Annotated in this window: 21 protein-coding genes; 14 read left to right on the top strand and 7 right to left on the bottom strand. The window is 69.3% G+C overall.

Translation table 11 applies throughout. The annotated features are described in order from the left end of the window. Positions 1 to 22: 22 nt before the first annotated feature. Positions 23 to 3,205 carry an autotransporter domain-containing protein gene (locus ACXJY8_RS22715; RefSeq protein WP_463774179.1) on the bottom strand — a complete coding sequence of 1,061 codons (3,183 nt, stop codon included), beginning with the start codon at positions 3,203 to 3,205 and terminating at the stop codon, positions 23 to 25. A gap of 331 nt (positions 3,206 to 3,536) precedes the next feature. On the opposite strand from ACXJY8_RS22715, the gene ACXJY8_RS22710 reads away from it, so the two are divergent. The 6 genes from ACXJY8_RS22710 to ACXJY8_RS22685 all read left to right on the top strand — a co-directional run bounded on the left by ACXJY8_RS22710 (position 3,537) and on the right by ACXJY8_RS22685 (position 12,564). Further along, positions 3,537 to 4,475 carry a 2-hydroxyacid dehydrogenase gene (locus ACXJY8_RS22710; protein ID WP_463774174.1) on the top strand — a complete coding sequence of 313 codons (939 nt, stop codon included), beginning with the start codon at positions 3,537 to 3,539 and terminating at the stop codon, positions 4,473 to 4,475. Positions 4,476 to 4,559: 84 nt separating this feature from the next. Next, positions 4,560 to 4,883, top strand: a complete 324-nt coding sequence (locus ACXJY8_RS22705) for a hypothetical protein (RefSeq protein ID WP_463774172.1) — start codon at positions 4,560 to 4,562, stop codon at positions 4,881 to 4,883. A gap of 110 nt (positions 4,884 to 4,993) precedes the next feature. Continuing rightward, positions 4,994 to 6,736 (top strand): NAD(P)H-dependent oxidoreductase subunit E, encoded by a 1,743-nt coding sequence (locus ACXJY8_RS22700; RefSeq protein WP_463774169.1) that lies wholly within the window; start codon positions 4,994 to 4,996, stop codon positions 6,734 to 6,736. Positions 6,737 to 6,823: 87 nt separating this feature from the next. Continuing rightward, entirely contained in the window at positions 6,824 to 9,790 is a 2,967-nt protein-coding gene (gene fdhF, locus ACXJY8_RS22695; protein WP_463774165.1) for a formate dehydrogenase subunit alpha, read from the top strand. 238 nt (positions 9,791 to 10,028) lie between these two features. Further along, on the top strand, positions 10,029 to 11,096 hold the full coding sequence (locus ACXJY8_RS22690) for an HD domain-containing phosphohydrolase (RefSeq protein ID WP_463774163.1): 1,068 nt from the start codon (positions 10,029 to 10,031) through the stop codon (positions 11,094 to 11,096). Between the two features lie 82 nt (positions 11,097 to 11,178). After that, positions 11,179 to 12,564 carry a TadE/TadG family type IV pilus assembly protein gene (locus ACXJY8_RS22685; protein WP_463774160.1) on the top strand — a complete coding sequence of 462 codons (1,386 nt, stop codon included), beginning with the start codon at positions 11,179 to 11,181 and terminating at the stop codon, positions 12,562 to 12,564. A 46-nt stretch (positions 12,565 to 12,610) separates the two neighbouring features. On the opposite strand, the gene ACXJY8_RS22680 is transcribed toward ACXJY8_RS22685, so the two are convergent. Continuing rightward, positions 12,611 to 13,258, bottom strand: a complete 648-nt coding sequence (locus tag ACXJY8_RS22680) for a TadE/TadG family type IV pilus assembly protein (protein ID WP_463774155.1) — start codon at positions 13,256 to 13,258, stop codon at positions 12,611 to 12,613. A gap of 3 nt (positions 13,259 to 13,261) precedes the next feature. Next, positions 13,262 to 13,936 (bottom strand): TadE/TadG family type IV pilus assembly protein, encoded by a 675-nt coding sequence (locus ACXJY8_RS22675; RefSeq protein WP_463774150.1) that lies wholly within the window; start codon positions 13,934 to 13,936, stop codon positions 13,262 to 13,264. 371 nt (positions 13,937 to 14,307) lie between these two features. On the opposite strand from ACXJY8_RS22675, the gene ACXJY8_RS22670 reads away from it, so the two are divergent. Both ACXJY8_RS22670 and ACXJY8_RS22665 read left to right on the top strand, forming a co-directional pair. Next, the gene (locus ACXJY8_RS22670; RefSeq protein ID WP_463774146.1) at positions 14,308 to 17,157 is read left to right on the top strand and encodes a hybrid sensor histidine kinase/response regulator; all 2,850 of its coding nucleotides are present in this window, start codon (positions 14,308 to 14,310) and stop codon (positions 17,155 to 17,157) included. Between the two features lie 126 nt (positions 17,158 to 17,283). Then, a complete protein-coding gene (locus tag ACXJY8_RS22665; RefSeq protein WP_463774140.1) occupies positions 17,284 to 17,496 on the top strand; it encodes a hypothetical protein in 213 nt (70 codons plus the stop codon). A gap of 13 nt (positions 17,497 to 17,509) precedes the next feature. On the opposite strand, the gene ACXJY8_RS22660 is transcribed toward ACXJY8_RS22665, so the two are convergent. From ACXJY8_RS22660 to ACXJY8_RS22645, 4 genes are all read right to left on the bottom strand, one after another. Beyond that, on the bottom strand, positions 17,510 to 18,304 hold the full coding sequence (locus tag ACXJY8_RS22660; RefSeq protein WP_463774136.1) for an amino acid ABC transporter ATP-binding protein: 795 nt from the start codon (positions 18,302 to 18,304) through the stop codon (positions 17,510 to 17,512). 38 nt (positions 18,305 to 18,342) lie between these two features. Beyond that, entirely contained in the window at positions 18,343 to 18,984 is a 642-nt protein-coding gene (locus ACXJY8_RS22655) for an amino acid ABC transporter permease (RefSeq protein ID WP_463774131.1), read from the bottom strand. Between the two features lie 9 nt (positions 18,985 to 18,993). Beyond that, on the bottom strand, positions 18,994 to 19,656 hold the full coding sequence (locus ACXJY8_RS22650; protein WP_463774130.1) for an amino acid ABC transporter permease: 663 nt from the start codon (positions 19,654 to 19,656) through the stop codon (positions 18,994 to 18,996). A 71-nt stretch (positions 19,657 to 19,727) separates the two neighbouring features. Further along, entirely contained in the window at positions 19,728 to 20,516 is a 789-nt protein-coding gene (locus tag ACXJY8_RS22645) for a transporter substrate-binding domain-containing protein (protein ID WP_463780914.1), read from the bottom strand. Between the two features lie 198 nt (positions 20,517 to 20,714). On the opposite strand from ACXJY8_RS22645, the gene ACXJY8_RS22640 reads away from it, so the two are divergent. From ACXJY8_RS22640 to ACXJY8_RS22615, 6 genes are all read left to right on the top strand, one after another. Next, complete coding sequence (locus tag ACXJY8_RS22640; RefSeq protein ID WP_463774129.1) at positions 20,715 to 21,011, top strand: hypothetical protein; 297 nt, start codon at positions 20,715 to 20,717, stop codon at positions 21,009 to 21,011. A 105-nt stretch (positions 21,012 to 21,116) separates the two neighbouring features. Continuing rightward, positions 21,117 to 21,299, top strand: coding sequence for a DUF3606 domain-containing protein (locus ACXJY8_RS22635; RefSeq protein WP_463774126.1), 183 nt, complete (start codon positions 21,117 to 21,119; stop codon positions 21,297 to 21,299). A gap of 76 nt (positions 21,300 to 21,375) precedes the next feature. Then, a complete protein-coding gene (locus tag ACXJY8_RS22630) occupies positions 21,376 to 21,642 on the top strand; it encodes a DUF6894 family protein (protein WP_463774121.1) in 267 nt (88 codons plus the stop codon). A gap of 82 nt (positions 21,643 to 21,724) precedes the next feature. Next, on the top strand, positions 21,725 to 22,540 hold the full coding sequence (locus ACXJY8_RS22625) for an FkbM family methyltransferase (RefSeq protein WP_463774119.1): 816 nt from the start codon (positions 21,725 to 21,727) through the stop codon (positions 22,538 to 22,540). A gap of 227 nt (positions 22,541 to 22,767) precedes the next feature. Continuing rightward, positions 22,768 to 23,019: a hypothetical protein gene (locus ACXJY8_RS22620; protein ID WP_463774114.1), complete on the top strand. Its 252-nt coding sequence runs from the start codon at positions 22,768 to 22,770 to the stop codon at positions 23,017 to 23,019. Positions 23,020 to 24,224: 1,205 nt separating this feature from the next. Then, positions 24,225 to 25,079 carry a hypothetical protein gene (locus ACXJY8_RS22615; RefSeq protein ID WP_463774112.1) on the top strand — a complete coding sequence of 285 codons (855 nt, stop codon included), beginning with the start codon at positions 24,225 to 24,227 and terminating at the stop codon, positions 25,077 to 25,079. Positions 25,080 to 25,808: the final 729 nt, after the last annotated feature.

Below are 25,808 nucleotides of genomic sequence, written 5' to 3'. Positions count from 1 at the left end.
CGCGGGCCGGCGGGCGGGCGTGTCAGAACCGATAGGTGAAGTTGCCCTTCACCGCGTGGTCCTGGGCACGGTCGCCGATCTGGCCGGTATACGCCACCCCCAGCGTGGTATCGCGGGCGATCCGCAGATCGAGTCCGGCTTCCGCCACAAGGGCATCCCGGTCGATCGGCAGGCCCGCCGTGAGGAAGGCCGGGCCGGTGCCGAAGCTCAGGAGCGCCTTCGGCACGACGTCGCCGTAGGCCCGACGATAGCCGACGAGACCGCGGGCCGAGAGCGGCAGGCCGAGGCCGAGATCGACGTTGGCCTGGGCGCGCAGGCCCACGGTCGAGGTGCCGATCTCGTAATCCTGCGCCGCACCGGTGAGGGCCGCGAAGCCGCCGGTCTCGGCGAAGCGGTCGCGCCCGATGCTGACGACGGCGCCTCCGACGAAGGGCTCGATGTAGGCCAGGGCGGCGCCGCCCGGCAGGGTTCCGGCGGTCTCGCCGAGTACGAAGCGGTAGCCGAGTTCGCCGAAGCCCTGGATGGTCGAGCCGCCGGTGCGGGCCGAGAGACTGTCGCCCAGGCCCGCCACCGAGACGGACCGGCGCAGGCGCGCGGCGTTGTCGGCATAGACCGCGCCGAGGCGCAGGGAGACCGGACCGGATTCCCAGCCGCCGTAGAGGCCGCCGAAGCCGCTCTCGATGGTGCCGGATTGCAGGCTGCCGGGGGTGTCGAGGCCGGTATTCGCGTAGCCGCCCGCCACACCGATGCGCAGGCCGTTCTCCAGACGGGCGTCGGCGCCGAGCACGAAGCCGGAGGTCTGGCGCGAGAGCCGCGCGGCGTTGCCGTCGCTGCGGGCCTCGCCGAAGGCGCCGAAGCCCTGGCCCCAGACGCCGAACACCCGCGGGTCGAGGACGCGCATGGGCACCGGCGCCACGGCCGCGGCCCGGCCGGGCAGGTCAGCGGTGTAGGTCGACGGCAGGAGGCCATAATCGGCCGCCTCAACCGAGCCGGGGGTCGGCCCCCAGCGCAGACGGTCGAGGATGGCCTCGCGCACGAAGAACGCCGTCTCGAACTCCGCCGAGACCAGGCTCGCATGGATGTCGCCGGAGAGGGACTGGAAGGCGTTGCGGGCGGTGGCCGGCGCCGTCGTCGTCAGGATGGTCTCGTAGAGCCGGCTGCCGGCGCCGAGCCCTTCGACCGCCGCACCCACCGACGCCTGGTTGCGGTTCACGCCCACCGAGGCGAAGCTGGTGCCGTTGCGCGCGACCGAGAGGTCGACGCTGTTGGTGCCGTAGCTGAGATCGGTGCCGATGAAGGTGTAGCTCGGCGTGGCGAGGTCGAAGCGGCCGCTGACGCCGCCGCCGGCGGTGAGGATGGTGTAGCGCTGGCCGAGGAGGCTGCGGGTCTCGGCGGGGCTGAGGGGCGCCGTGGCGTTCTCGAGGGACACCGTGACGGTGCCGCCCTGGATCAGGGCCGCGCCGGTGGCGGCGATCCGGTCGCTGCGCCCGGCGGCCGCCACCTCGACGGCGAAGAACGAGCCGGGCGCGAAGCTGACGGAGCCGGCGACGTTGAGGGTGCCGATGCTGTTGCCCGGCGCCACGGTGCCGCCCTGGCCGACACGGAGGCCGCCGACGCGGCCATTGCCCCCGAGGGTGCCGCTTGCATTGACGTTGGCGAAGGAGGTGATCGAGCCGTTGACGGCGAGCAGGCCGCCATTCACCTCGGTCGTGCCCGTATAGGTGCTGTTCCCGGTCAGTTGCAGGACGCCATCGCCGGATTTGGTCAGGCCGCCCGCATAGGTCCGGGTGAGGAAGGCCTGATCGCGGGCCTGCTTGTAGGTGTACTCGACCTGCTCGTCCGGGGTCGCCGTCGCCGGCAGGCCGTTGGTCCAGCCGCGGTCGGCCTTCGTCTGCAGCCAGGCCGCATGCTCGGCGCTGTCCTCCACGAGGCGCTGGCGCAGGGCCGCGTCCGAGATGTCGTTGGACCAGGTGTCGCTGACCCCGGCGCCGAGGCGGGCGTCGAAGCGGCCGAGGAACTGGCCGGGGCCGTTCATCGCCCGACCGAGGTCGATCTTGCCCCAGCCGAAGGTCTCGTTGGGGCGGTCGGCGGGGCCGTCGCCGAGATGGGTCGCGGTGGTCAGCAGAACGTCGCGCGTCTGCTCGTTGGTCATGTAGGCGAAGCGCTCCATCACCAGGGCCAGCGCCCCGGTGACGTGGGGCGCCGACATCGAGGTGCCGCTCTTCAGGCCGTAGCCCGCGACGCCGGTCGTGCTGGTGACGGTCGAGTAGACGTTGCGACCGGGTGCGGCGAGGCACCAGTACTTGGCGACGCCGCAGCGGTTGAAGGCAGAGGCATCCGTCGCGGTCAGGCCCGAGGCGGCGATCCAGTTCTTTTCGAGGTCGGGCTCGAAGTAGGGCAGCGCGGCCCGCACGGTCGGGTTGTTCACGCCCGCGTTGCCGGCGGCGAAGACCATGATGGTGCCGGCGCGGCCCGCCTCGGCGGCCGCATCGAGCCAGTCGAGCTGGCGCGGGAACTTGGCATAGGCCGAGAACAGACCCGCCAGGGTGTTGTAGTTCTCGGGCGGCGGCGGGCTGCCCCAGCTGCTGTTGATCGCCCGCGCGCCCTGCGCGACGAGGTTTCCGTAGGCGCTTTTGAAGTAGTTGTAGTCCTGGTTGGTGCCGTAGATCGAGGAATCGGTGCCGTTGGTGTTCGTGGCGAGCAGGGTCGCGCCGAAGGCGACGCCGTGCATGCCGACGCCGTCGCGATTGGCCACGATGGTGCCGTCGACATGGGTGCCGTGGTCGTCGTTGACGCCCTGGATCCAAGTGCCCGGCACCGAATAGGCGTCTCCGGCTTTGAAGAAACTCGATCGCACGCCCGCCGCCGTCTCGTAGCGGTAGCCGTCCGCCCGGAAGGTGCCGGTGTTGGTGAGCGCGGTGACGCGTCCGGCGAATTCCGGATGGGTGGCGAGGAAGCCCGAATCCACCGATCCGACCACGACGCCCCGGCCGGTGATGCCGCGCGCATAGGCCTGGTCGGCGTTCATCGAGGCGAGGCCGAAATCGGCGAGATATTCCGGCGTGCGCCAGCTCGCGGCATCGCCGACGCGGCCGGGATCCTGGTACCCGGCGCTCTGGCCGAAGGCCGCGTGCGAGACGCCGGCACAGAGGAGGAAGCTCAGCCCGGCGGCACGGAGCGGCCTGCGGCGCGAGGGATCGGACATAGATGTCTCCGAACGGCGTACAAATGAACGAAAACCGCCACAGAATGCCTATAGCGCGCGCAAAACCGATAAAACGCAGGCAATTTCCGCCAACATTTTCGGTATAAGTTTCGCTTTTTTGCGTCGGTCGAAAATTTGTATCTTGCTCAAATCTCACCGTTCAAGCGGGAAAACGCTGAGCAATGCGATAGAAATGATATGTTGCTTATCGGTCACGCCAACGTGATGCTGCGCGACCGCGGGGATTATTCGGCCGCTTTCATGCGGGTCTCGTCACCCGGGCTTGCGCCGGCGGTCTATGCAGGGGCGAGCCCACGGAGATTCCGATCCCATGCCCGCGCCCCTGCTCCTCGTGACCAGCCTGCCCGCCGCGGAGGAGACCGCTTGGCGCGAGGCCCTCGCGGCGGCGATGCCGGGGGAGCGGATCGCGGCCCGCGCCGAGGCGGACACCGCCGACAACGCCGAGATCGCCATCGTGGCGAACCCGCCGGCCGGCTCCCTCGCGGGCCTGCCGAACCTGCGCTGGATCCAGAGCCTCTGGGCCGGCGTCGACCGCCTCGTCCTCGACCCCACCCTGCCCGACGTGCCGGTGCGCCGCCTCGTCGACCCGACCCTCGCGCGGGCCATGGCGGAGGCGGTGGCGGCGGCGGTGCTCGGCCTGCACCGCGACTTCCCGCTCTACACGGCGCAGCAGCGGACGGGCACCTGGCACCAGCATCCGGTCCGACCGGCCGGCGAGCGCCGCGTGACGATCCTCGGTCTGGGCGAGATGGGCCGCGCCGCCGCCGACCTCCTCCGGGCCATCGGCTTTCCCGTCCGGGGCTGGAGCCGGTCCGGCGCTGCGTCGGGGGCCTTCCCGGTCGCCAGCGGCCCGGAGGGCTTCGCCCAGAGCCTCGCGGCGGCGGACATCCTGGTCAACTTGCTGCCGCTGACGCCGGCGACCCGGGGCATCCTCGATGCGGAGGCCTTCCGGCTCCTGCCGCCGGGCGCGGCCCTGGTGAATTTCGGGCGCGGCGCCCACGTCGTCGAGGACGACCTCCTCGACGCCCTGGCGACGGGCGCCCTCGGCCACGCGATCCTCGACGTTTTCCCCGAGGAGCCCCTGCCCCCGGAGCACCGGCTCTGGGCGCATCCCCGGATCACGATCCTGCCCCACGTCGCGGCCCCGACGGACCTGACCTCGGCCGCCGCCATCGTCGCCGAGGCGGTGGCCGAGTTCCGCCGGACGGGCCGGGTACCGGCCGGGATCGACCGGGGGCGGGGCTATTGACGACGCCGCATGCCTGAATGGCCGCGCCGCGCGTTGAGACTTCACACGCGCGAAGATCCACACGCGCGACTTGGAGCCGCATCGATGACCGAATCCCACACCTCTGCCCAGGCCGACTGGGCCGAGATCGTCGCCCGGGGCTATGCCGACGAGGCGGCGCCGCCGCTGACGCCGGAGCTGCTCGAGGCGGTGCGCGACACCCTGCGCGGAGCGGGCCTCGACCGTCCCCGGGCGGAGGCCCTCGGCGAGGACGCCGTGGCGCGGGTCAACGAGGCTCTCGACGCCTTCGAGCTCGACCTCGGCGCCGTGGTCGGCCCGCGCGTCGCCGCGCTGCCGGCCGACGCCGCGCCGTCCTTCGTCCAGCGCTCGGAGGCCGGCCGGCCGCTGCGCGCCTATGGCGGCCAGTGACGCAGGGCCAAAATCACATCGGAATTTTTATGATGTGCTGCTAAGGGGAGGCCTATAAGAACACTGCGCAGAATCTGGTATTTTGAATACCAAAGGGGTAGAATGAACGCATGAGTGCGCATGACATCGGCCACGACAAGGGCCATGACATCGGCGAGGTTCGCCGCTTCGATCACCCCGGCAAGGGGCGCAACCGCGCGCGACCGGTTCCGAAGGGACGTCAGGTCGAGCCGGTGGCCAAGGTCGAGATCGAGCGCCTGCTGGGTGACCGGTCTCGGCAGCGCGACCTCCTGATCGAGCACCTGCACCTCGTCCAGGACACCTACGGCCAGATCGGCGCAGCGCATCTCGCGGCGCTGGCCGACGAGATGGGTCTGGCCTTCGCCGAGGTGTTCGAGACCGCGACGTTCTACGCGCATTTCGACGTGCTCAAGGACGGCGACGCCGACCTGCCGGCGCTGACCGTGCGCGTCTGCGACAGCCTCACCTGCGCGATGTTCGGCGCCGAGCCCCTGATGGAGGCCCTGCGCGAGACCCTCGGCAGTGGGGTGCGCGTGGTGCGCGCGCCCTGCGTCGGCCTCTGCGACCACGCCCCGGCGGTCGAGGTCGGCCACAACTTCCTGCACAAGGCCGATGTGGCCAGCGTCAAGGCGGCGGTCGAGGCCGGCGACACCCACGCCCACCTGCCGGCCTATCCCGACTACGACGCCTACCGGGCCGGCGGCGGCTACGCCGTCCTCGACCGTCTGCGCTCGGGCGAGCTCGGCATCGACGTGATCCTGCAGGTCCTCGACGACGGCGGCCTGCGCGGCCTCGGCGGCGCCGGCTTCCCCACGGGGCGCAAGTGGCGCTCGGTGCGCGGCGAGCCCGGTCCCCGCCTCATGGCGGTGAACGGCGACGAGGGCGAGCCCGGCACCTTCAAGGACCAGCTCTACCTCAACGCCGATCCGCACCGCTTCCTCGAGGGCATGCTGATCGGCGCCCACGTGGTGGAGGCTGAGGACGTCTACATCTACCTGCGCGACGAGTACCCGATCTCCCGCGAGATTCTGTCCCGCGAGATCGCCCGGCTTCCGGCCGGCGGCCCGCGCATCCACCTGCGCCGGGGGGCCGGCGCCTATATCTGCGGCGAGGAATCCTCGCTGATCGAATCCCTGGAGGGCAAGCGCGGCCTGCCGCGCCACAAGCCGCCCTTCCCGTTCCAGGTCGGCCTGTTCAACCGTCCGACCCTGATCAACAACGTCGAGACCCTCTACTGGGTCAGGGACCTGGTCGAGAAGGGCGCCGACTGGTGGAAGAGCCACGGCCGCAACGGCCGGGTGGGCCTGCGCTCCTACTCGGTGTCGGGGCGCGTGAAGGAGCCGGGCGTGAAGCTCGCCCCCGCGGGCCTCACCATCCGTGAGCTGATCGAGGAATATTGCGGCGGGATCAGCGACGGGCACAGCTTCGCGGCCTACCTGCCGGGCGGCGCCTCGGGCGGCATTCTGCCGGCCAGCATGGACGACATCCCCCTCGATTTCGGCACCCTCGAGAAATACGGCTGCTTCATCGGCTCGGCCGCCGTCATCGTCCTGTCGGACCGGGACGACGTGCGCGGCGCCGCCCTGAATCTGATGCGGTTCTTCGAGGACGAGTCCTGCGGGCAGTGCACGCCCTGCCGGTCCGGCACGCAGAAGGCGCGCGTGATGATGGAGAACGACGTCTGGGACACCGATCTCCTGGGCGAACTCTCGCAATGCATGCGCGACGCCTCGATCTGCGGGCTCGGCCAGGCGGCGTCGAACCCGCTCACCACCGTGATCAAGTACTTCCCGGACCTGTTCCCGTCGCCGCAACGGATCGCGGCCGAGTAGCGATCCGTCCCCGATCCGACGGCGCGGCCGCCCCTCGCGGCGGCTGCCCGACCCCCGATTTTCCTGCGCCATGACTGGAGCGGAACCATGAGCAGCGGCACACAGAACTCTGGTCTCAGCGGAGCCCACGCCACCACCCCCACCGGCCCGCAGGATGCGGGCGGCAAGGCGGACGGCGCCAACCCGGGCGCCGGGAGCACCTATTCCGAGGGCACCCAGTCGGGCGGCCAGGCGGGTCCGGCCCCGAGCGGCACCTTCGGCCTCAAGGAGATGCCCGCCGGCATTCCCGGCGTGATCTTCGAATTCGACGGTCAGCAGGTCGAGGCCGCGCCCGGTGAGACGATCTGGGCCGTCGCCCAGCGCCTCGGCACGCACATCCCCCACCTCTGCCACAAGCCCGCCCCGGGCTACCGGCCGGACGGCAATTGCCGCGCCTGCATGGTCGAGATCGAGGGCGAGCGCGTGCTCGCCGCCTCGTGCAAGCGGGTGCCCGGCGTCGGCATGAAGGTGAAGTCCGCTTCCGAGCGGGCGACCAAGGCCCGCGCCATGGTGATGGAGCTCCTGGTCGCCGACCAGCCGGCCCGGGAGATCTCGCACGATCCGACCTCGCATTTCTGGGCGCAGGCCGACCATGTCGAGATCAGCGAGAGCCGCTTCCCGGCGGCCCAGCGCTGGGAGGGCGACTGGAGCCACCCGGCCATGCGGGTGAACCTCGACGCCTGCATCCAGTGCAACCTCTGCGTCCGCGCCTGCCGCGAGGTCCAGGTCAACGACGTCATCGGCATGGCCTACCGCTCGGCCAGCGCCAAGCCGGTGTTCGACTTCGACGACCCGATGGGCCAGTCCACCTGCGTCGCCTGCGGCGAGTGCGTCCAGGCCTGCCCGACCGGCGCGCTGATGCCGGCGGCCTACCTCGACGACAGCCAGACCCGCACGGTCTATCCCGACCGCGAGGTGGATTCGCTCTGCCCCTATTGCGGCGTCGGCTGCCAGGTCTCCTACAAGGTCAAGGACGACAAGATCGTCTATGCCGAGGGGCGTGACGGGCCGGCCAACCAGAACCGCCTCTGCGTGAAGGGCCGCTTCGGCTTCGACTACGTCCACCACCCCCACCGGCTCACGAAGCCGCTGATCCGCCTCGACAACGTCGCCAAGGACGCCAACGACCAGGTCGATCCGGCCAATCCCTGGACCCACTTCCGGGAGGCGACCTGGGAAGAGGCGCTGGAGCGCGCCGCCGGCGGCCTCAAGCACATCCGCGACACGGTCGGCCGCAAGGCGCTGGCGGGCTTCGGCTCGGCCAAGGGCTCGAACGAGGAGGCCTACCTCTTCCAGAAGCTGGTCCGCCTCGGCTTCGGCTCGAACAACGTCGACCACTGCACCCGGCTCTGCCACGCCTCGTCGGTGGCGGCCCTGATGGAGGGCCTGAACTCGGGCGCCGTCTCGGCCCCGTTCTCGGCGGCCCTCGATGCCGAGGTCATCGTCATCATCGGCGCCAACCCGACGGTGAACCACCCCGTGGCCGCGACCTTCATCAAGAACGCGGTCAAGGAGCGCGGCGCCAAGCTGATCATCATGGATCCGCGCCGGCAGGTCCTGTCCCGGCACGCCTACAGGCACCTCGCCTTCAAGCCGGGCTCCGACGTGGCGATGCTCAACGCGATGCTGAACGTCATCGTGACGGAGAAGCTCTACGACGAGCAGTACATCGCCGGGTACACCGAGAACTTCGAGGCCTTGCGCGAGCGCATCGTCGAGTTCACGCCGGAGAAGATGGCGCCGGTCTGCGGCATCGACGCCGAGACCCTGCGCGAGGTCGCCCGGCTCTACGCCCGCTCCCGCGCCTCGATCATCTTCTGGGGCATGGGCGTCAGTCAGCACGTGCACGGCACCGACAACTCGCGCTGCCTGATCGCGCTCGCCCTCACCACCGGCCAGATCGGCCGTCCCGGCACCGGCCTGCACCCCCTGCGCGGCCAGAACAACGTCCAGGGCGCCTCCGATGCCGGCCTGATCCCGATGGTCTATCCGGACTACCAGTCGGTGGAGAACGAGACCGTCCGCGACCTGTTCGAGACGTTCTGGGGCCAGTCCCTCGATCCGAAGAACGGCCTGACCGTGGTCGAGATCATGCGCGCCATCCATGCAGGCGAGATCAAGGGTATGTTCGTCGAGGGCGAGAACCCCGCGATGTCGGACCCCGACCTCAACCACGCCCGGCACGCCCTGGCGATGCTCGACCACCTCGTGGTGCAGGACCTGTTCCTGACCGAGACCGCCTTCCACGCCGACGTGGTGCTGCCGGCTTCCGCCTTCGCCGAGAAGGCGGGCAGCTTCACCAACACCGACCGGCGCGTGCAGATCGCCAAGCCCGTCGTCCCGCCGCCGGGCGACGCCCGCCAGGATTGGTGGATCCTGCAGGAACTCGCCCGCCGCCTCGGCCTCGACTGGAACTACACCGGTCCGGCCGAGATCTTCACCGAGATGGCGCAGGTGATGCCCTCTCTGAAGAACATCTCCTGGGAGCGGCTGGAGCGCGAGGGCGCCGTGACCTACCCGGTCGACGGTCCCGACCAGCCCGGCAACGAGATCATCTTCTATGCCGGCTTCCCGACGGCGAGCGGACGGGCCAAGATCGTCCCGGCCCACATCGTGCCGCCGGACGAGGTGCCCGACACCGAGTTCCCGATGGTGCTCTCCACGGGCCGCGTGCTGGAGCACTGGCACACCGGCTCGATGACCCGGCGCTCGGGCGTCCTCGACGCCTTGGAGCCGGAGGCGGTGGCCTTCATGGCGCCGAAGGAGCTCTACCGCCTCGGCCTGGAGCCCGGCGACACCATGCGCCTGGAGACCCGCCGCGGCGCGGTGGAGCTCAAGGTCCGGTCCGACCGCGACGTGCCGGTGGGCATGATCTTCATGCCGTTCTGCTACGCCGAGGCCGCCGCCAACCTGCTCACCAACCCGGCCCTGGATCCCATGGGCAAGATCCCGGAGTTCAAGTTCTGCGCCGCCCGCGTCGAGGCGGTCCGGCCCAGGCAGATCGCCGCCGAGTAGGGCGCCCTCTCCACCACGAACCGGCCGGGGGCCGGATGCGCGGCTCCCGGGCCGCGCATCCGGCCCTTTGCATGAAGGCGTGTCTCGCGGCCGACCGCGACAGGCGGGGCGGAACGGTCACGCGAGGCAGAGACGAAGGGCGCCCTCTTCACAACAATGAGAAAGTCAGTTCAACCATTTGTAGAGGAGCATGCCCCATGAGTGGAGGTTAGGGCGATCGTCTGATGGTTGAGTTTTGATGTATGTTCTGATCCTCGACGACGACCCGCTGAACAATGTTCTGATGGGCGAGGCCATCCGCGGCCTGCCCGGCTGCGAGACGGTGGCGTTCACCGAGCCCACCGCCGCCCTGGCCTTCGTCCAGGCCCAGGCCGAGACGATCGGCGTGGCGATCTCCGACTTCGACATGCCGGGCATGAACGGCCTCGCCTTCCTCAAGGCCGCGCAGGCGGTTCCGGGCTTCGCGCACGTGCCCTTCGTCATGGTGACGAGCATGAGCGCGCGCGCGTTGCGCCGCGAGGCGCTCGAGAGCGGCGTCACCGACTTCATCGGCAAGCCCTTCGAGGCGTCCGAGGTCCGGGCGCGGGTCACCAATCTCCTGGCCCTGAACCGCGCCCGCCTGGAGCAGCGGGACCGCGCCGCCTGGCTCGACCGCGAGGTCAAGGCCGCGACCGCGGTGATCGAGGCGCGCGAGCGCGAGATCGTCACGATGCTGATGAAGGCGGCCGAGCACCGCGACACCGAGACCGGCGACCATGTCGCCCGGGTCGCGGCCTACGTCACCGTCACGGCCCGGGCCCTCGGCCTGCCCGAGGCCGAGGTTCGCGAACTCGGCCTCGCCTCCACCATGCACGATGTCGGCAAGATCAGCGTGCCCGACGCGATCCTGCTCAAGCCCGGCCCGCTCACCCCGGTGGAGCGCAGCGAGATGGAACTGCACGCCGAGCGCGGGCGCCGCATCCTGGAGGGCAGCTCGTCGCCGCTCGTCCAGCTCGCGGCGGAGATCGCCGCCACCCATCACGAGCGCTGGGACGGCACCGGCTATCCCTGGGGCCTGCGCGGCGAGGCGATCCCCCTGAGCGGCCGCATCGTCGCCGTCGCCGACGTGTTCGACGCCCTCACCTCGAACCGCCCCTACAAGCGGGCCTGGTCCCAGGAGGAGGCCTTCGCCTTCCTGCGCGACCAGGCGGGCACGCATTTCGACCCGCGCTGCGTCGACGCCTTCCTGCGGGCCCACGGCCAGGCGCCGCTCCGGGCCGGTGCGGCGGCGGACCGGAGCGACGCCGAGGTCCGGCTGGCCTCCTGAAACGGCAGCCCGCGACGGATGAACGGGATTTTCGACAATCCGCTTCAGCCTCTGGCAACCCGGCTCTGCCTATGAGGGCGCGATGACGATCGGCAGCCCTCTTCCTCTCCTCGCACGGCTGAAGCGCGACCGAAGCGGCGGCGTCCTCGTGATCGTCGCGCTGCTGTTTCCGATCCTGACCGGTCTGAGCGCGGCGGCCATCGACTACGCCTCCCTGGTCAAGCGGCGGGCCGAGCTCCAGCGTGCCGCCGACAGCGGCAGCATCGCCGGCGTCAACCAGTTCAAGCTCGCCAATGCCGACGACGCGGCGGCGATCCGCACCGCACAGGCCATGGCCCTGGCCCAGGCCCGGGGCAGCAGCGCGACGCCCCCGGCCGTCACGGCCACGGTGCTCAACAACCATTCGGGGATCCGGCTCACCCTGACCGAGCAGGTCGCCCTGTCCTTCGGCAAGCTCCTCAACATCCCGAGCCTCGAGGTCAGCGTGACCTCGACGGCGAAGCTCGCCGGCACCACGCGGCTGTGCCTGCTCGCCCTCGACCGCCAGGCGATCGGCGCCTTCCACCTGGAGAGCGCGGCCCGCATCACCGCCACCGACTGCTCGCTCTACTCGAATTCCACCCACCCGGAGGGCATCCAGGGCGAGAACGCGGCCGTGGCCACCGCCCTCTCCACCTGCTCAGCCGGGGGCTATTCGGGCTCGGGCGCCAACTTCACGCCGCCGCCGGCCACCGGCTGCCCCGCCCTGCGCGATCCCCTGCTCGACCGGCAGGGCCCGACCCCGGGCTCCTGCATCAACCTCGGCTTCTTCGTCGACCCGAAGAAGTTCGTCGACGGCATCGACGACCTGATCTACGGGGTCAACGTCGTGAGCGGGAACGTCACCCTGCAGCCCGGGACCTATTGCGGCGGCCTGCACATCACCAAGGGTGCCGTGGTGACGCTGATGCCCGGCATCTATATCCTGAAGGACGGCCCCCTCGTCGTCGACAAGGGCGGCAGCCTCAGCGGGGTCAACACGGGCTTCTACTTCACCGGCCTGCGCGGCGGCCTGCTCTTCGACGAGAAGAGCACCGTGAGCCTCACCGCGCCGAAGGACGGCCTGCTGGCGGGCCTGCTCTTCTTCGAGGACCGCAACGCGACGATCCCCGCCATCCTTCCCGTCCCGCTCAGCGGAAAGGGCAAGGCCAAGCCCGCCCCGGGCGGCATCGTCGCTCTGCGCGAGTACCGCATCATCAGCGACAACGCCCGCACGCTGCTCGGAACGATCTACCTGCCCCTCGGCCGCCTCATCATCGATTCGAAGAAGCCGGTCGCCGACCAGTCGGCCTATACGGTGATCATCGCCCGGACGATCAATCTCTACGACGGCCCCAACCTGATGCTGAACGCCCGCTACGGCAGCAGCGACGTGCCGGTGCCGGCCGGCGTCGGACCGAGCTCGGCCGACACGCAGCTGACGCAGTAGAACCCGCTCGGCCGGGCAGGCGGCGGGCGGGCCGTGAGGGGCCGCGTCAGCGGGGCGGACAGGCGGCGCCGTTCCCCAGGACGACCTCGGGGCTCATGCTGGCGTAGCGCCGGCCGTAGCGGACGGGCCACAGGGTCTTGCGGGTGATGGCGAAGCCCGCGCTTCCCTCCTTGAAGAAGGCCGAGCCGGCCACCGGCTTGTAGGTGGCGCTGATCTCCACGAGGAGCAGGCGCGTCCCCTTGGGCTGGATGCTGTCGGCGTCGGCGACGGGCGCCGGGGTGCCGGGGACCCGGACCGGCGAATCCGACGCGGCGACGCTGGAGCAGACCCGGAGCGGGCCGGTCTCGCTGTCGCCGACCACCCCGACCGCGCTCACGGTCATCCGCACGCCGGTGCTGTCGAAGGGCGCGAGCACGATGGGGGCGACCTGGAACACGTCGTTGACCTCGGCCGCCGTCGGCATCGTGCGCTGGGACAGCGTGTCGCCGATGGTGCGGGACAGGATGTCGACCTTGCGGATGTTGCGCATCGCGCTCGTGAGTTCCACGGTCCCGAAATAGATCAGCAGCAACACCGGCACGATCAGGGCGAACTCGACGATCGCCACGCCGTCCTCGGCCCGCGCGAAACGCAGGGCGGGCCCCTCACCCATCCGGCGGATCACGATCACGGGGCGGGAACGCGCGCGGGACATGCCTCAGCAGCCGGAGCCGCCGGTGGAATTGCCTTCGAGCTGCAGCACGGAGGTGGCGTTGATGAGCCAGCTGCCGTTCTGGAATTGGTTCTTCACCACGCCGAACTTCTGGAAGGTGTGCTGGGCGAAGGCGGCCTGGACCACCACCACGCTCCCCTTCGTGAGACAGCCGTGCTGGATGCCGAAATCCGTCCGCCACGTGCCCGATGCGGCATCGATGGGGCTGGTGCGGTCGATCCGGGTGAAGCTGTCGTAGACCCCGATATCGACCTTCAGGTTCTCGCAGCGCACGAACGGCGAGACCTGGCGGCAGATCTCGCTGCGCACGGAATCGACCAGCGAGGTCGCCGAGCCGCCGGACTGGACGTAGAACTGCCGCATCGAGGCATCGAGGCCGTTGTCCAGGGCCGAGGTCAGCCAGAATACCAGCGCGGTCTCCAGGACGAAGAAGATCAGCACGCAGAGCGGAAACAGGATCAGGGCGAACTCGACCGCCATGGCACCGGACTGATCCTGCCGGAACCGCCCGGCCCGGCCGCGGGCCGCGCGCACGCGCAGGCGCCACCGCGCCGCGCCGCGGCCGGAAGTTGCCGAGCCGGGACCTTCGGCGCCGAGACCTTGGACGCCGAGACCTTGGACGCCGAGACCGTCGGCGCCCGGATTTTCAGGATCGCACATGGGGACGGGCGGAGAACGGATCGGGCGACCTGCCGAGAGAGGATGGGGACGGGCTGTCGGTGGCCCAGTCTCGCTGTAGATGCGAGCGCTTAAGAATCCGGCAAACCGAGCCGAAAGGATCCCCTTCGTGATGAAACCTGAAGGGTTCGGTCCGCGCCGCGATGCATCTGCGCGGCCCTGTCCACCGTCATCGCAGATCTCGGAGACGGCCGGTGAACGCCTGATCGTCCCGTCGTCTTCCGGTTCACGCCGTGATTGCACGATGCCGGCGTTCGAACCACGCCACGCGGCGCGTTCATCCGGCGATGCGGGAGCGTTCACCGGCGACGATTAAGACCCTTCCAACCAACATCCTCTAGCCTGGCGCGACCATGACCGACCCACGGCCCGCGCCCGCCCGCTCCGGCGATCCTCACCCGTCCGCCCGGCATCCGCGCCGGAAGCGCACCCTGGCCGGACGCCTCGCCCTGGCGGTGTTCGCCTCCGTGGCCCTCGCCTTCCTGGCCGGAACGCTGCTCTCGCTCTGGCAGGAGGTGAACCGCTACGCCAACGACAAGCGCGACTCCCTCGTCGCCATCGCCAACGTGCTCGCCGCCTCGGGCGCCCGGGCCACGGCGGCCGGGGACGCGGCGGCGGCGGGCCGCGTCCTGAACGCCATCGGCAAGTTCGGCCGGGGCGATCTCGAACCCGACCAGGACCCGGCGGACGACCGCGCCGGCGGTGACCGCGGCGCCTCCGAACTCGTCTACGCCGCCATCGAGCGTCCGGACGGTTCGATCCTGGCGGATCGCGGCCTCACCGCCCGCCTCGCCGACGATTTCGACCTGCGAAAAGGGCAGTCGCCCCTGGCGCTGATCACCAGCCGGACCGCCCTGGTCGCGGTGCCGATCGATGAGGCGGGCCGGCGGGTCGGCAGCCTGATCCTCGTCTCCGACCTCGCAGACCTCCCCGAACGCCTGCTGGCCCTGCTGCGGACCTCGGCCCTGATCTCCAGCCTCGTCATGGTCCTGGGCTTCGCGATCTCCTACGCGATCCAGCGGGCGATCACCCAGCCGATCGCGGCCCTCGCCGGCACCATGGACCGCGTCCGCATCGGGGAGGATTACAGCCAGGCCGCCACGATCGTGCGCGACGACGAGGTCGGGGTGCTGGCGCGCTCGTTCAACGCGCTCCTCGAGACCGTGCGCGAGCGCGACGCGCGCCTGGCGCGGCACATGCAGCGCCTGGAGGCCGACGTCGCGGAGCGCACGGCCGACCTGCACGAGGCCAAGCAGGCGGCCGAGGCCGCCAATGCCGCCAAGTCGTCCTTCCTCGCCACCATGAGCCACGAGATCCGCACGCCGCTGAACGGCATGCTGGTGATGGCCGAACTCCTGGCGGCCTCCGAGCTGCCGCAGCGCCAGCAGCGCTACGCCGAGGTGGTCGCGCGCTCCGGGCAGAGCCTGCTGGCGATCATCAACGACATCCTGGACTTCGCGAAGGTGGAGGCGGGCAAGCTCGACCTGGAGCGCATCCCCGTCGACCCGTCGGAGATCGTCGACACGGTGATCTCGCTCTTCGCCGAGAAGGCCGTCGAGAACGGCCTCGACCTCGCCGCCTACGTGGCGCCGGACGTGCCGCGCCGGGTGACCGGCGACCCGGTGCGCCTGGGCCAGATCCTCGGCAACTTCGTCAACAACGCCCTGAAGTTCACCCCCTCGGGCTCGGTGCTGGTGCGGCTGGAGCCCGGCGGCGCCGGGATGCTGCGGCTCAGCGTGCGCGATACCGGCGTCGGCATCCCGGCCGACAAGGTCGGCAGCCTGTTCTCGGCCTTCGCGCAGGTCGATCAATCGACCACCCGGCGCTTCGGCGGCACCGGCCTCGGCCTCTCGATCGCCCATCGCCTCGCCCTCGCCATGGGCGGCCGCATGGGCGTCGAGAGCGTGCTCGGCGAAGGCTCCACCTTCTGGGCCGAGCTGCCCCTGGAGGCGATCGACGTTCCCGCCCGGAACGTGGATGCCGGCGGAGCCCGGATCGTCGTCGCCGTGCCGGGCGAGGCCACCCGCGACAGCCTCTCGCTCCGCCTCGCCGGGGCCGGGTTCTCCCCCCTGGCACCGGAGAACGACGCGGCCGGCATTGCCCACTGGATCGCCGACGCGGCGACGATCCTGGCCCTCGGACGCCGCCCGACCGGTGCCGGGCGGGTCCTGGCCCTGGCCCGCCTCGGCGACCCCGCCGCGGCCCCGATCCTCGAGGCGGGCTGGGCCGACCACCTCCTCGCCTGGCCGGTGGTTCAGGAGGAATGGCGCACCGCCCTGGCGGCGCTCGCCGACGGGACGCCGTTCGCCACGCGCGCGGCCGGCCCGGCCGTCCGCGCCCGCCTGCCGCAATTCCCCTCCGCGCGCATCCTCGTGGCCGATGACAGCCCGGTGAACCGCGAGGTCGCCCGCGAGGCCCTGGCCCGCTGCGGCGTCACCGCCGTCACCCTGGTGGAGGATGGGCGCTTGGCCGTGGAGGCCTGCCGCGACCACGCCTTCGACCTCGTGCTCATGGACGGCAGCATGCCGGTGCTCGACGGCTACGCCGCGGCCGAGACCATCCGGGCCGAGGCCGTCGCGCAGGGCCGTGCCCGCACCCCCATCGTCGCCCTCACCGCCCACGTGGTCGGGGCCGGTGCCGAGGCCTGGCGGGATGCCGGGATGGACGCCAAGCTCGCCAAGCCCTTCACCCTCGCGGCCCTGGCCGAGATCCTCGCGGGCTTCCTGCGGCCCGAGGCCGAGACCGCGCGGCTGCCGCAAGCCGAGGCTCCGGTCGCCCCCGCCGCCGCTCCGGCGCCGGAGCCGGATGCCGGCGGTCTCCTCGACGAGGACGTCGTCGCGGGCCTGGTCGACATGGCGGCGCGGGCCGGGGGCGATTTCGCCGCCCGGGTGCTCGGCCTCTACCGCGAGCACGCCCCGAAGGCGCTCGCGGACCTGCGGATGGCGGCGGTCGGCGCCGATGCCGAGGCGGTGGCCCGCACGGCGCACAGCCTGAAGTCGATGAGCCTCAACGTCGGCGGACGCGCCCTGGCGGACGCGCTCGGCGCGATCGAGGCCGGGGCACGCTCCGGCTCCGTGCTTCCGGCCGAGGCGGAGATCGCCGGCCTGTCGCCGCTGCTGGACCGGACCATGGCGGCCGTCGATGCCCGCTTCGCGCCGGCCTCGACCCCGGAGGAGCCCGGCGCGGCCCGGCTTTCGGCCTGAGACGCCTCCCGAGCGCCGGGTCTGACCCGCCCGCCGGGCGGCGGGGCGGCATCGCCCTGGGGATCGCCCTGAACCGATGCGAAGGTTGGCCGTTGGTCCTCGTGGATCGCGAAACCAGGAGTCTCGATGTCAGCCAGCCCTGATTCCCAGCCCGGAGAGTCGGTGGCCGTCACCTTCCGCGGCCGCGGCTTCGCCCGCCTGCGCGGGAACACCCTGTCCGTGCTGGTCTGTCCCCGCTGTTCGCAGCGCAATGCGCCTAAGGCGGCCGACAAGGGCTACTGCCACTGGTGCGCCTACGAGCCCTCGCACGAGGATATCGAGCCCGCCCAGGCGGCCTGAGGCGAGCCCTCCCTCAATCCTGCAGCGAGGACAGGAATTGGCGCAGTTCCGGGGTTCGCGGCGCCCCGAAGATCTCGGCCGGCGGCCCGATCTCGTGGACGAGCCCCTGGTGCATGAAGATCACCCGGTTGGCGACCTTGCGGGCAAAGCTCATCTCGTGGGTGACCATCAGCAGGGTCATGCCCTCCTCGGCCAGGGATTCCACCACGCGCAGGACCTCGCCGACGAGTTCCGGATCGAGGGCGCTGGTGATCTCGTCGCAGAGCATGATCGCCGGGTCCATGGCCAACGCCCGGGCGATCGCCACCCGCTGCTGCTGCCCGCCCGAGAGCTTGTCCGGCATCGCGTCGAATTTTTCGGCCAGGCCCACGCGGGCGAGGAGCTGGCGGGCGCGGGACTCGTTCTCCGCCCCAGGCCGCTTCTTCACGAGGTGGGGGGCCAGCATCACGTTGCGCCCCACCGAGAGGTGCGGGAACAGGTTGAAGTTCTGGAAGATCATGCCGACGCCCTGGCGCAGTTCGCGCATGGCCTTCGGGTTGTCGTAGAGCAGGTGCCGGCCGTCGACGATCAGCGAGCCCTGCTGGAACACCTCCAGGCCGTTGATGCAGCGCAGCAGCGTGCTCTTGCCCGAGCCGCTCTTGCCGATGATCGCCACCACCTCGCCGCGCGCCACGTCGAGGTCGATGCCGCGCAGCACCTCGTGCGTGCCGTAGGACTTGCGCAGGGCCGTGATGCGCAGGATCGGGGCACCGACCCGGGTGTGCGGCTCGCCCGGGCCGGCCGGCGTCGGGTTCGGGGCGACGCTCATGCGGGGGTCCTCATTCGAAAATCCTCATGCGCGTTTCCTCATGCGAGTTTCCTTTCGAGGACGCGGGCGGTGAGGCTGATGGGAAAGCACAGGACGAAGTACATCAGCGCCACGCAGGCATAGGTCAGCATCGGCTCGTAGGTGACGTTGGCGATCATGCCGCCGGCCTTGGTCAGCTCCACGAAGCCGATCACCGAGGCCAGCGCCGTGCCCTTCACCACCTGGACGAGGAAGCCCACCGTCGGCGCCACCGCGATCCGCAGGGCCTGGGGCAGGATGATGTGGCGGAACTGCTGGCCGAAGCTGAGGGCGAGGCTGGCCGAAGCCTCCCACTGCCCGCGCGGGATCGCGGCGACGCAGCCGCGCCAGATCTCGGTGAGGTAGGCCGAGCTGTAGAGCGTGAGGGCGACGCAGGCGGCGAGCCAGGCGGAGGTGTCGAAGCCCACCACGGCGAGGCCGAAATAGAGCAGGAACAGCTGCATCAGCAGGGGCGTGCCCTGGAACAGCTGGACATAGGCGCCCACGGCCCGGCCGAGCCAGGGCCCGCCGGAGAGCCGGGCGAGCAGCAGGCCGAGCCCGACCAGGGCACCGCCCAGGAACGCCACGAGGGAGAGGGCCACGGTCCAGCGCGCCGCCAGGGCGAGGTTGCGCAGGATGTCCCAGAGGGTGAATTCCGGCATGGCGCCCTCCTACCGGCCGAACAGGAAGCGCGGCCCGGCCCAGTTGAGCAGGGTCCGGACGAGGATGGCGAGGCCGAGATAGGACAGCGTGCCGACGATGTAGGCCTCGAAGGCGCGGAAGTTGCGGCTCTGGATCAGGTTGGTGGCGTAGCTGAGCTCGGCGGTGGAGATCTGGCCGCAGACGGCCGAGCCGAGCATGACGATGACGATCTGGCTGACGAGGGCCGGCCAGACCCGCTTCAGGGCCGGCGGCAGCACCACGCGGGTGAAGACTTGGGCCCGGGTGAGCGCGAGGCTCTCGGCCGCCTCGATCTGCCCGCGCGGGGTGGCCTCGATGCCGGCGCGCAGGATCTCGGTGGCGTAGGCGCCGAGGTTGATCGTCATGGCCAGGATCGAGGCCGTCGCCGGCGAGAGGCGGATGCCGATCTCCGGCAGGCCGAAGAAGATGAAGAACAGCTGCACGATGAAGGGCGTGTTGCGGATGAGCTCGACATAGGCCCCCACGAGCCAGCGCAGGGGCGCCGGCCCGCCGGAGCGCGCCCAGGCGCAGCCGACCGCCACGGCGCCGCCGAGGAGCGTCGCCAGAGCGGTCAGACCCACGGTCCAGGCCGCGCCCTGCAGCAGCAGGGGCCACTGGACGAGGATACTCGCGAAATCGAGCTGCAGCGGCATGGCGGCGAACGGACCCGGCGGGCGGCGGTCGGGCGGTCCGCACCCGGGCGGACCGCATCGGCGGGCGTCGATCAGAGCGGCAGGTCGCCGATCCCGCGCTTGAGCCACTTCTGCGACAGGGCCTCGAGGGTCCCGTCGGCCTTGGCGGCCAGGATGATCTCGTTGACCCGCTTCAGGAGGGCGTCCTCGCCCTTGGCGATCCCGACGAAGCAGGGGCTGTCGCGCAGGAGGAGCTTGTACTCGGCGCCGAGATTCGGGTTCTTGCGGCTCAGGGCAGCGATGTTCGAGACGCTGGTGGCGATGACCTGGGTCTGGCCCGCCGCGAAGGCCGCCGTGGTCGCGGCCTGGTCCTCGAAGCGCTGGATCTGGGTCGAGGCCGGCGCGACCTTGCCGAGCATCTCGTCCTCCATGGCGCCGCGGGTCACCGCGACGGACTTGCCGGCGAGATCGTCGAAGCTCTTGATGCTCGTCGCCTTCAGGGCGAACACGCCCTGGTAGAACGGCGCGTAGGCGGCGCTGAAATCGATGATCTTCATGCGCTCCTCGTTCTTGCCGAGGGTCGAGACGATGAGGTCGATCTTCTTCGTCTGCAGGTAGGGGATGCGGTTGGCGCTCACCACGGGCACCAGCTCGACCTTGGCGCCGAGCTTCGCCCCGATCAGGTTGGCGACGTCGACGTCGAGGCCCATCGGCTGCAGGTCGAGCCCGGCGAAGCCGTAGGGCGGGTAGTCGGTGGGGATGCCGATCTTGACCATCTTGGTCCGCGTGATCTCGGCCAGGGCCTCCTGCGCCCGGGCGCCCGCGGCGGACAGCAGGGCGGCGCCGAGGCCGAGGGCGATGAGGAGGCGACGTGTGGTCAGCGACATCGGGGAATCGACTTTCTCGGGCTGCTGGCTCGGACTGCGTGAGACCTGCCTGTGCAATTTCTGTGCAGCCCGCCAGATGCCCGCCGCCCTGTCCACAGCGATCCGGGGCACCGGCGGGCCTGCCCGAACCGCCCGGGCCGGCGTGAGGTTACCCGTGGCGAGCCCCGCGCTCGCGAACCCGGGAGAAACGCCATGATGGCACAGACCCTGAGGGCCTTCGCCCTCGCCGCCGCCCTCGCCACGCCCCTGGCCCTCGGATCGGCCGCCCTCGCGGCCGAGGGCGGTTCCGGCACCAGCCGGTCCGGCACCGCGAACGCCACCGGCCCGAACGATGCCGGCGCCGGCGCCACCCCGGGCGCCGCCGGCAGCGGCCCCTCCACGGGCGACAAGAGCCGCTCCGGCACGGCCAACGGCACCGGCGCCAACGATGCCGGCTCGGGCGCCTCGCCGGGTTCAACCGGACGGGGCACGGGCGCGCCGACGCGCTGACCCCCGGGCGGCGCGGGCAGGCGGGTCCCGCGACCTCGCGCCGGGCCGCCCGGCATCCCATATCCCGGTCCGGCGCATTCCGCCGCCGACCGGACGGGATCTCTCATGGCTGGCCTCAAGGACAAGCGCGGCTTCATCGACAAGGAGCGCCTCGACCTGTCCGAGCGCAAGGCGGTGGAGTTCTGGATGAAGCGCTGGGGCGTCACCCAGGACCAGCTCACCACCGCCCACCGCAAGGTCGGCCGGATGACCAAGGACATCGCGGCCGAACTCGGCAAGAAACGCTGAGCCCCCTGCCCCGCGGCCGCCCGCGCGCCTATCTGAGGGGAGCGCCCGGCAGCGGGCGGCGACAGGATCGGCATCGATGCAGCGCTACTTCTTCCACACGCATATCGGCGACGACGTGGTGGTGGACCCCGACGGCCGCGAACTGCCGAACGCGGATGCCGCCTGGACTGCGGCCCGGCTCCTGGCCCGCCAGCTCCTGCAGGGCGCCGACAGCGACCCGCAGCTCCTCGGCGCCGTGCTGTTCGTGGAGGACGCGGAGGGGGAGATCGTGCTCGAATTTCCCCTGAGCGAGGCCGTCACCCTCGAGCCCGTCCCGGAACCGACCGCCGGCACGCGGCACTGAGCATCCGGCCCTCCCCGGCCCGTGACGGGGCGGGACCGGGCCCTCGAGGCCGCGCGCCGTCCTGTCTCCGGAGACCCCACGCATGAGCCTGTTGGACCGCGCCGTTCGCTCGGTGAACCGCCTGCTGTCGCAGAATTTCGGTCCGCTCTCGAGGGCTGCCTATCGCGTGGCGAACGCCTATGCGAGGGGCTACAACAACCTGAACTACGACATGAAGACCAACGGGGAGTACCGCCTCCTCGACAGGCTCGCGCGCCTCGAGACGACGACGATCTTCGATGTCGGCGCCAACAAGGGCGCGTACGCCAGGGCCTGCCTGTCCCGCTTCGCCGGGGCCGAGCTGCACGCCTTCGAGCTGGTGCCCGAGACCTACGCCAAGTTCGTCGCCAACGTGCGCTCCGACCGGGTGGTCGCGAACGATTTCGGCCTGTCGGACAAGCCCGGCCGCGTGGAGATCAACGTCAACCCGAGGAAGGACGGCCTGAGCTCGCTGATCGAGGGCACCGCCATCAACAAGGGCACCTGGACCAAGCGCAGCGTCGAGGTCATCCGCGGCGACGATTACTGCGCCGAGCGCGGCATCACCCGGATCGACTTCCTCAAGGTCGATGTCGAGGGCGCCGAGCACTTGGTGCTGGAGGGCTTCTCGCGCATGCTGGCGGAGGGGCGGATCTCGGTGATCCAGTTCGAGTACGGGATGATCAACATCTACTCGAAGTTCCTGCTCCTGGATTTCTGGCGCCTCCTGACCGAATACGGCTTCGTGCTCGGCCCGATCATGCCCCGCGGCGTCGCCTTCCGGAGCTACGATGCGCGCGACGAGAACTTCCAGGGCCCGCCGAACTTCGCGGCCGTCCACGCGTCGAAGCCGGAGATCATCCGGGCGGTGACGCTCTGAACCGATCCGGCGCGGGCTGTCCGTGCGGCCCCGGCTTGCCCTCCCCCCGTGGTGCGGGCGCGGTGCGACGATCCTGCGCGGGCCGGACCGTCCCCGAAGGCCGATCTTGGGCGAACGGCGGCTTGGCCCCTCGCGCCGAGGCCGCTACCCTGACGCGGATCGCTCGCGGGCGGGGCGCCCTGTCGGCCCGGAGCGCTTCGTGGGGCGCTGAGGGAGAGGGACCCTGGATGAGCAACGCCGTTCGCTACCCGCAGCTCATTCCCATGGTGCAGGCCGTGCTCGACACCCTGGCGGAGGGCATCGCGTCGGAGGAATCGGCCGCCACGGAACTGGCCAGGCTGGCGGACGGGATGCGCGACTCCCAGAACCTGATGGCGGCCGCCTTACTCGGGACGAGCCGCGGCCATGCCATCAAGGCGCTGGCGCTGCGAGGCCGGCGGGCGGCGCTCCTGGCCGAATATGGTCTGGAGCCGGAGTGATCAGCCCCAGCCCCGCCGGCGCGGCCACCGCGATCTCCGGAAGGCCCCGGGCGTAGAGCTTCGCCACGGCGGACCAGAACATCCCGCCATCGTCCTCCGCGAGGAGCCGCAGCCGGGCATCGATGGCCTCCCGCGCGGCCCGCGCCATCGCCTCCAGATCCTCGGCGGCTTCGGTCACCAACGACATCGCGGCCTCCTCATGCTGTGACGCACAACCGGAAACGTCCGCGATGCACAAACCGATCCATGCGGGTGGGGATGTGCGTGGGGGGATCGGACGGACGAGCGTCGTCTGAGGGAACCAGAAAAGGCGACGGGATCATGCGCCGTGAACGGCCATCATCTGGATTCGGCCGCGGCCGGATCTACGAAGTTATGGCCGCCGCCATGGCGATATGGTTCCGGGCAGTCAGTGGAATCGAGGCGGGACGCCAAGCACCGTCGGCTGCATGCCAGACGGTCACGAGGCGACGAAGCAGGCTGCGGTAGATCGGGTGTAGGCGCCTTGGGCGATGGTGGGACCGAAAAACCCGCCGCGACCGGGCCGAGGCGGGCGAACGATCATCGGCCCGCGTCACGCCAGTTCGGCGACGGGCGACCGTCCCGTCGGTCCTCACGAAGCACGGCGTCATCCGCACCGGGTACGCGCGGGGTTCAACGGGTCAGGGCGACCGAGCGGCCTGTGTGCCCCGCATCACGCACGTCCCACGCAGACCGCACGCGTCGCACAACCGAAGGCCCGAAAGCACGGCGAGTAGCGCTTCGAAGCAGCGCTGGAATTCTGGGAGAGGATGACCAATACGCGAACCGCAGGGATTGTCCGGCTGGCGCGTCAGGTTCCTCTTCTATCCTTCACGGATCGACAGAGCGGAAGGAATCGGAGGAAATCTTGATTTCGAAGTACAGAAATCAAGCGGCGCCTAGGAAAATTGTCGAATGACTCGATTAATTCAAGGGCAATTAGCTCAGGTGCGGGATAAGCTGTGCCTTTGATTTCAAAAGACTTCTTCCTGAGCCTCCCGCACCGTTCGAGCTTCCGAGGCCGCCGGAGCATGCGACTTTCAGAATCGTCGTGTCATATGTGGGCTCAGAAAGTTGACTTGTATTCAAAGCGCCTAGCCAAAGCCTGCGTTCATTGGGTTTATCTTAAAAACGTTTAATCTCCTCAGACTCCTGAGCCTGTGGGCTCGCAGGGCATTGAGCACATGACGACCGAACCGAAACCTATATGCGGGATAGTAATGCCAATCTCTGCGATCGACGGGATGGACGAAGGGCATTGGGCAGACGTTCTTAGTATTATAACTGAAGCAGTTGATGTAGCGGGATTTAACGCCAATCTTGTTAGCAACTCGGAAGACGTTGGCGTCATACAGAAACGGATAGTTCAGAATTTATACGAGAACGAGATTGTTGTTTGCGATGTCAGCGGAAAAAACCCGAACGTAATGTTTGAGCTAGGCATCAGGCTAGCGTTCGACAAGCCAACGATAATTATAAAGGATGATAAGACAAGCTACTCGTTTGACACATCGCCCATTGAACACCTCAATTACCCAAGAGATCTACGTTTTGACAAAATTGTCGACTTCAAGAAGAGGCTGGCAGCTAAGATCTCTTCCACGTTGAGATCCGCGAAAGATAGCGATAGCTATTCGCCTTTCCTAAAACATTTCGGAGACTTTAAAGTTGCCAAGATTGATACGAAAGAAGTTTCTGGCCAAGAGTTCATACTCGAAGAGATCAAAGCATTGAAGCAAACGATTGTGAGTGCTTTGAAAGCAAACCGGCCCCAGAACCCGAGCCGCAGTAGAGATGAACTCCAGGATTTTATAATAATCTTTAGCGGTTTGGATAGAATGAAGGTTGCATATCTTACAAATGCAATGAGGGAACATCCGGATGTAGATAGCGCAGAAGCCAATTCTATAGGTGACAATGAATATAGATTCGCTGTGAGCGTAATAGGTCTACGCCCTATAACAAGATCGACGCTTCTCTCTTTTTGTTATAAATACATCGTCGATAATGGCGGCAATATTCTTAACCCAGAAGCATAGATCCTAGGATGTAACTATTTTTATTTACACGTAATCTTGGCCAAACAACCGTCTTGTAAGCGGTAGCTCGAGGGTTCAAGTCTTTCGACCGGCACCGTTTTTTCATGACCCGAGTTGAAGCTTACGATTCCAGTTTTAACTCGGGTATGAAGGCAGCTTCAGACACCCCGTCGTATCGGTCCCATGATGGATTGGGCCGACGCAAGACGTTTTGCGGACGGGATCGTCCTGAACTTAAAGGTGGCGCTGTAGAAAAATCTGTAGTGATGGCTATCACCTGGGCCTGCACATGGCCCGATTAACGCGACGCGCGGCGCGGCTTTGTGGCCACGGATGATGGGGTTTGGGCCGGCCGGATCTACTACGTCGAGACCGCCACCGGCCCGTCCTAGTTCTGGGCGGCCAACAGGATCGACGCGACGCCAAGCATCGTTGGATGCACGCCAGGCGTCACGAGGCGACCAAGCAGGCCGCGGCGGACTCGTGTGAAGGCAGACCTGACGATATGTCGGGACACGAAAAACCCGCCGCGGCCGGAGCGGGGCGGGTGAACGATCATCGACCCGCGTCACGCCAGTTCGGCGACGGGTGATCGCCCCGTCGTCACGAAACACGGCGTCATCCGCAGCGGGTACGCGCGTGGCTCAACGAGTCAGCGCGACCGAGCTGCCTGCCTGCCCCGCATCACGCACGCCCCACGTAGACCGCGCGCGTCGCGCGACCGAAGGG

The sequence above is a fragment of the Methylobacterium sp. TK31 genome (genome assembly GCF_055361545.1).
The sequence above is the reverse complement of the archived record's forward strand: the minus strand, read 5'-3'. Positions and strand labels throughout refer to the sequence as shown.

Excerpts from the sequence above, each read along its gene's own strand:
- ACXJY8_RS22715 (WP_463774179.1), bottom strand. The coding sequence starts at position 3,205 with ATGTCCGATCCCTCGCGCCGCAGGCCGCTCCGTGCCGCCGGGCTGAGC.
- ACXJY8_RS22710 (WP_463774174.1), top strand. The coding sequence starts at position 3,537 with ATGCCCGCGCCCCTGCTCCTCGTGACCAGCCTGCCCGCCGCGGAGGAG.
- ACXJY8_RS22705 (WP_463774172.1), top strand. The coding sequence starts at position 4,560 with ATGACCGAATCCCACACCTCTGCCCAGGCCGACTGGGCCGAGATCGTC.
- ACXJY8_RS22700 (WP_463774169.1), top strand. The coding sequence starts at position 4,994 with ATGAGTGCGCATGACATCGGCCACGACAAGGGCCATGACATCGGCGAG.
- fdhF (WP_463774165.1), top strand. The coding sequence starts at position 6,824 with ATGAGCAGCGGCACACAGAACTCTGGTCTCAGCGGAGCCCACGCCACC.
- ACXJY8_RS22690 (WP_463774163.1), top strand. The coding sequence starts at position 10,029 with ATGTATGTTCTGATCCTCGACGACGACCCGCTGAACAATGTTCTGATG.
- ACXJY8_RS22685 (WP_463774160.1), top strand. The coding sequence starts at position 11,179 with ATGACGATCGGCAGCCCTCTTCCTCTCCTCGCACGGCTGAAGCGCGAC.
- ACXJY8_RS22680 (WP_463774155.1), bottom strand. The coding sequence starts at position 13,258 with ATGTCCCGCGCGCGTTCCCGCCCCGTGATCGTGATCCGCCGGATGGGT.
- ACXJY8_RS22675 (WP_463774150.1), bottom strand. The coding sequence starts at position 13,936 with ATGTGCGATCCTGAAAATCCGGGCGCCGACGGTCTCGGCGTCCAAGGT.
- ACXJY8_RS22670 (WP_463774146.1), top strand. The coding sequence starts at position 14,308 with ATGACCGACCCACGGCCCGCGCCCGCCCGCTCCGGCGATCCTCACCCG.
- ACXJY8_RS22665 (WP_463774140.1), top strand. The coding sequence starts at position 17,284 with ATGTCAGCCAGCCCTGATTCCCAGCCCGGAGAGTCGGTGGCCGTCACC.
- ACXJY8_RS22660 (WP_463774136.1), bottom strand. The coding sequence starts at position 18,304 with ATGAGCGTCGCCCCGAACCCGACGCCGGCCGGCCCGGGCGAGCCGCAC.
- ACXJY8_RS22655 (WP_463774131.1), bottom strand. The coding sequence starts at position 18,984 with ATGCCGGAATTCACCCTCTGGGACATCCTGCGCAACCTCGCCCTGGCG.
- ACXJY8_RS22650 (WP_463774130.1), bottom strand. The coding sequence starts at position 19,656 with ATGCCGCTGCAGCTCGATTTCGCGAGTATCCTCGTCCAGTGGCCCCTG.
- ACXJY8_RS22640 (WP_463774129.1), top strand. The coding sequence starts at position 20,715 with ATGATGGCACAGACCCTGAGGGCCTTCGCCCTCGCCGCCGCCCTCGCC.
- ACXJY8_RS22635 (WP_463774126.1), top strand. The coding sequence starts at position 21,117 with ATGGCTGGCCTCAAGGACAAGCGCGGCTTCATCGACAAGGAGCGCCTC.
- ACXJY8_RS22630 (WP_463774121.1), top strand. The coding sequence starts at position 21,376 with ATGCAGCGCTACTTCTTCCACACGCATATCGGCGACGACGTGGTGGTG.
- ACXJY8_RS22625 (WP_463774119.1), top strand. The coding sequence starts at position 21,725 with ATGAGCCTGTTGGACCGCGCCGTTCGCTCGGTGAACCGCCTGCTGTCG.
- ACXJY8_RS22620 (WP_463774114.1), top strand. The coding sequence starts at position 22,768 with ATGAGCAACGCCGTTCGCTACCCGCAGCTCATTCCCATGGTGCAGGCC.
- ACXJY8_RS22615 (WP_463774112.1), top strand. The coding sequence starts at position 24,225 with ATGACGACCGAACCGAAACCTATATGCGGGATAGTAATGCCAATCTCT.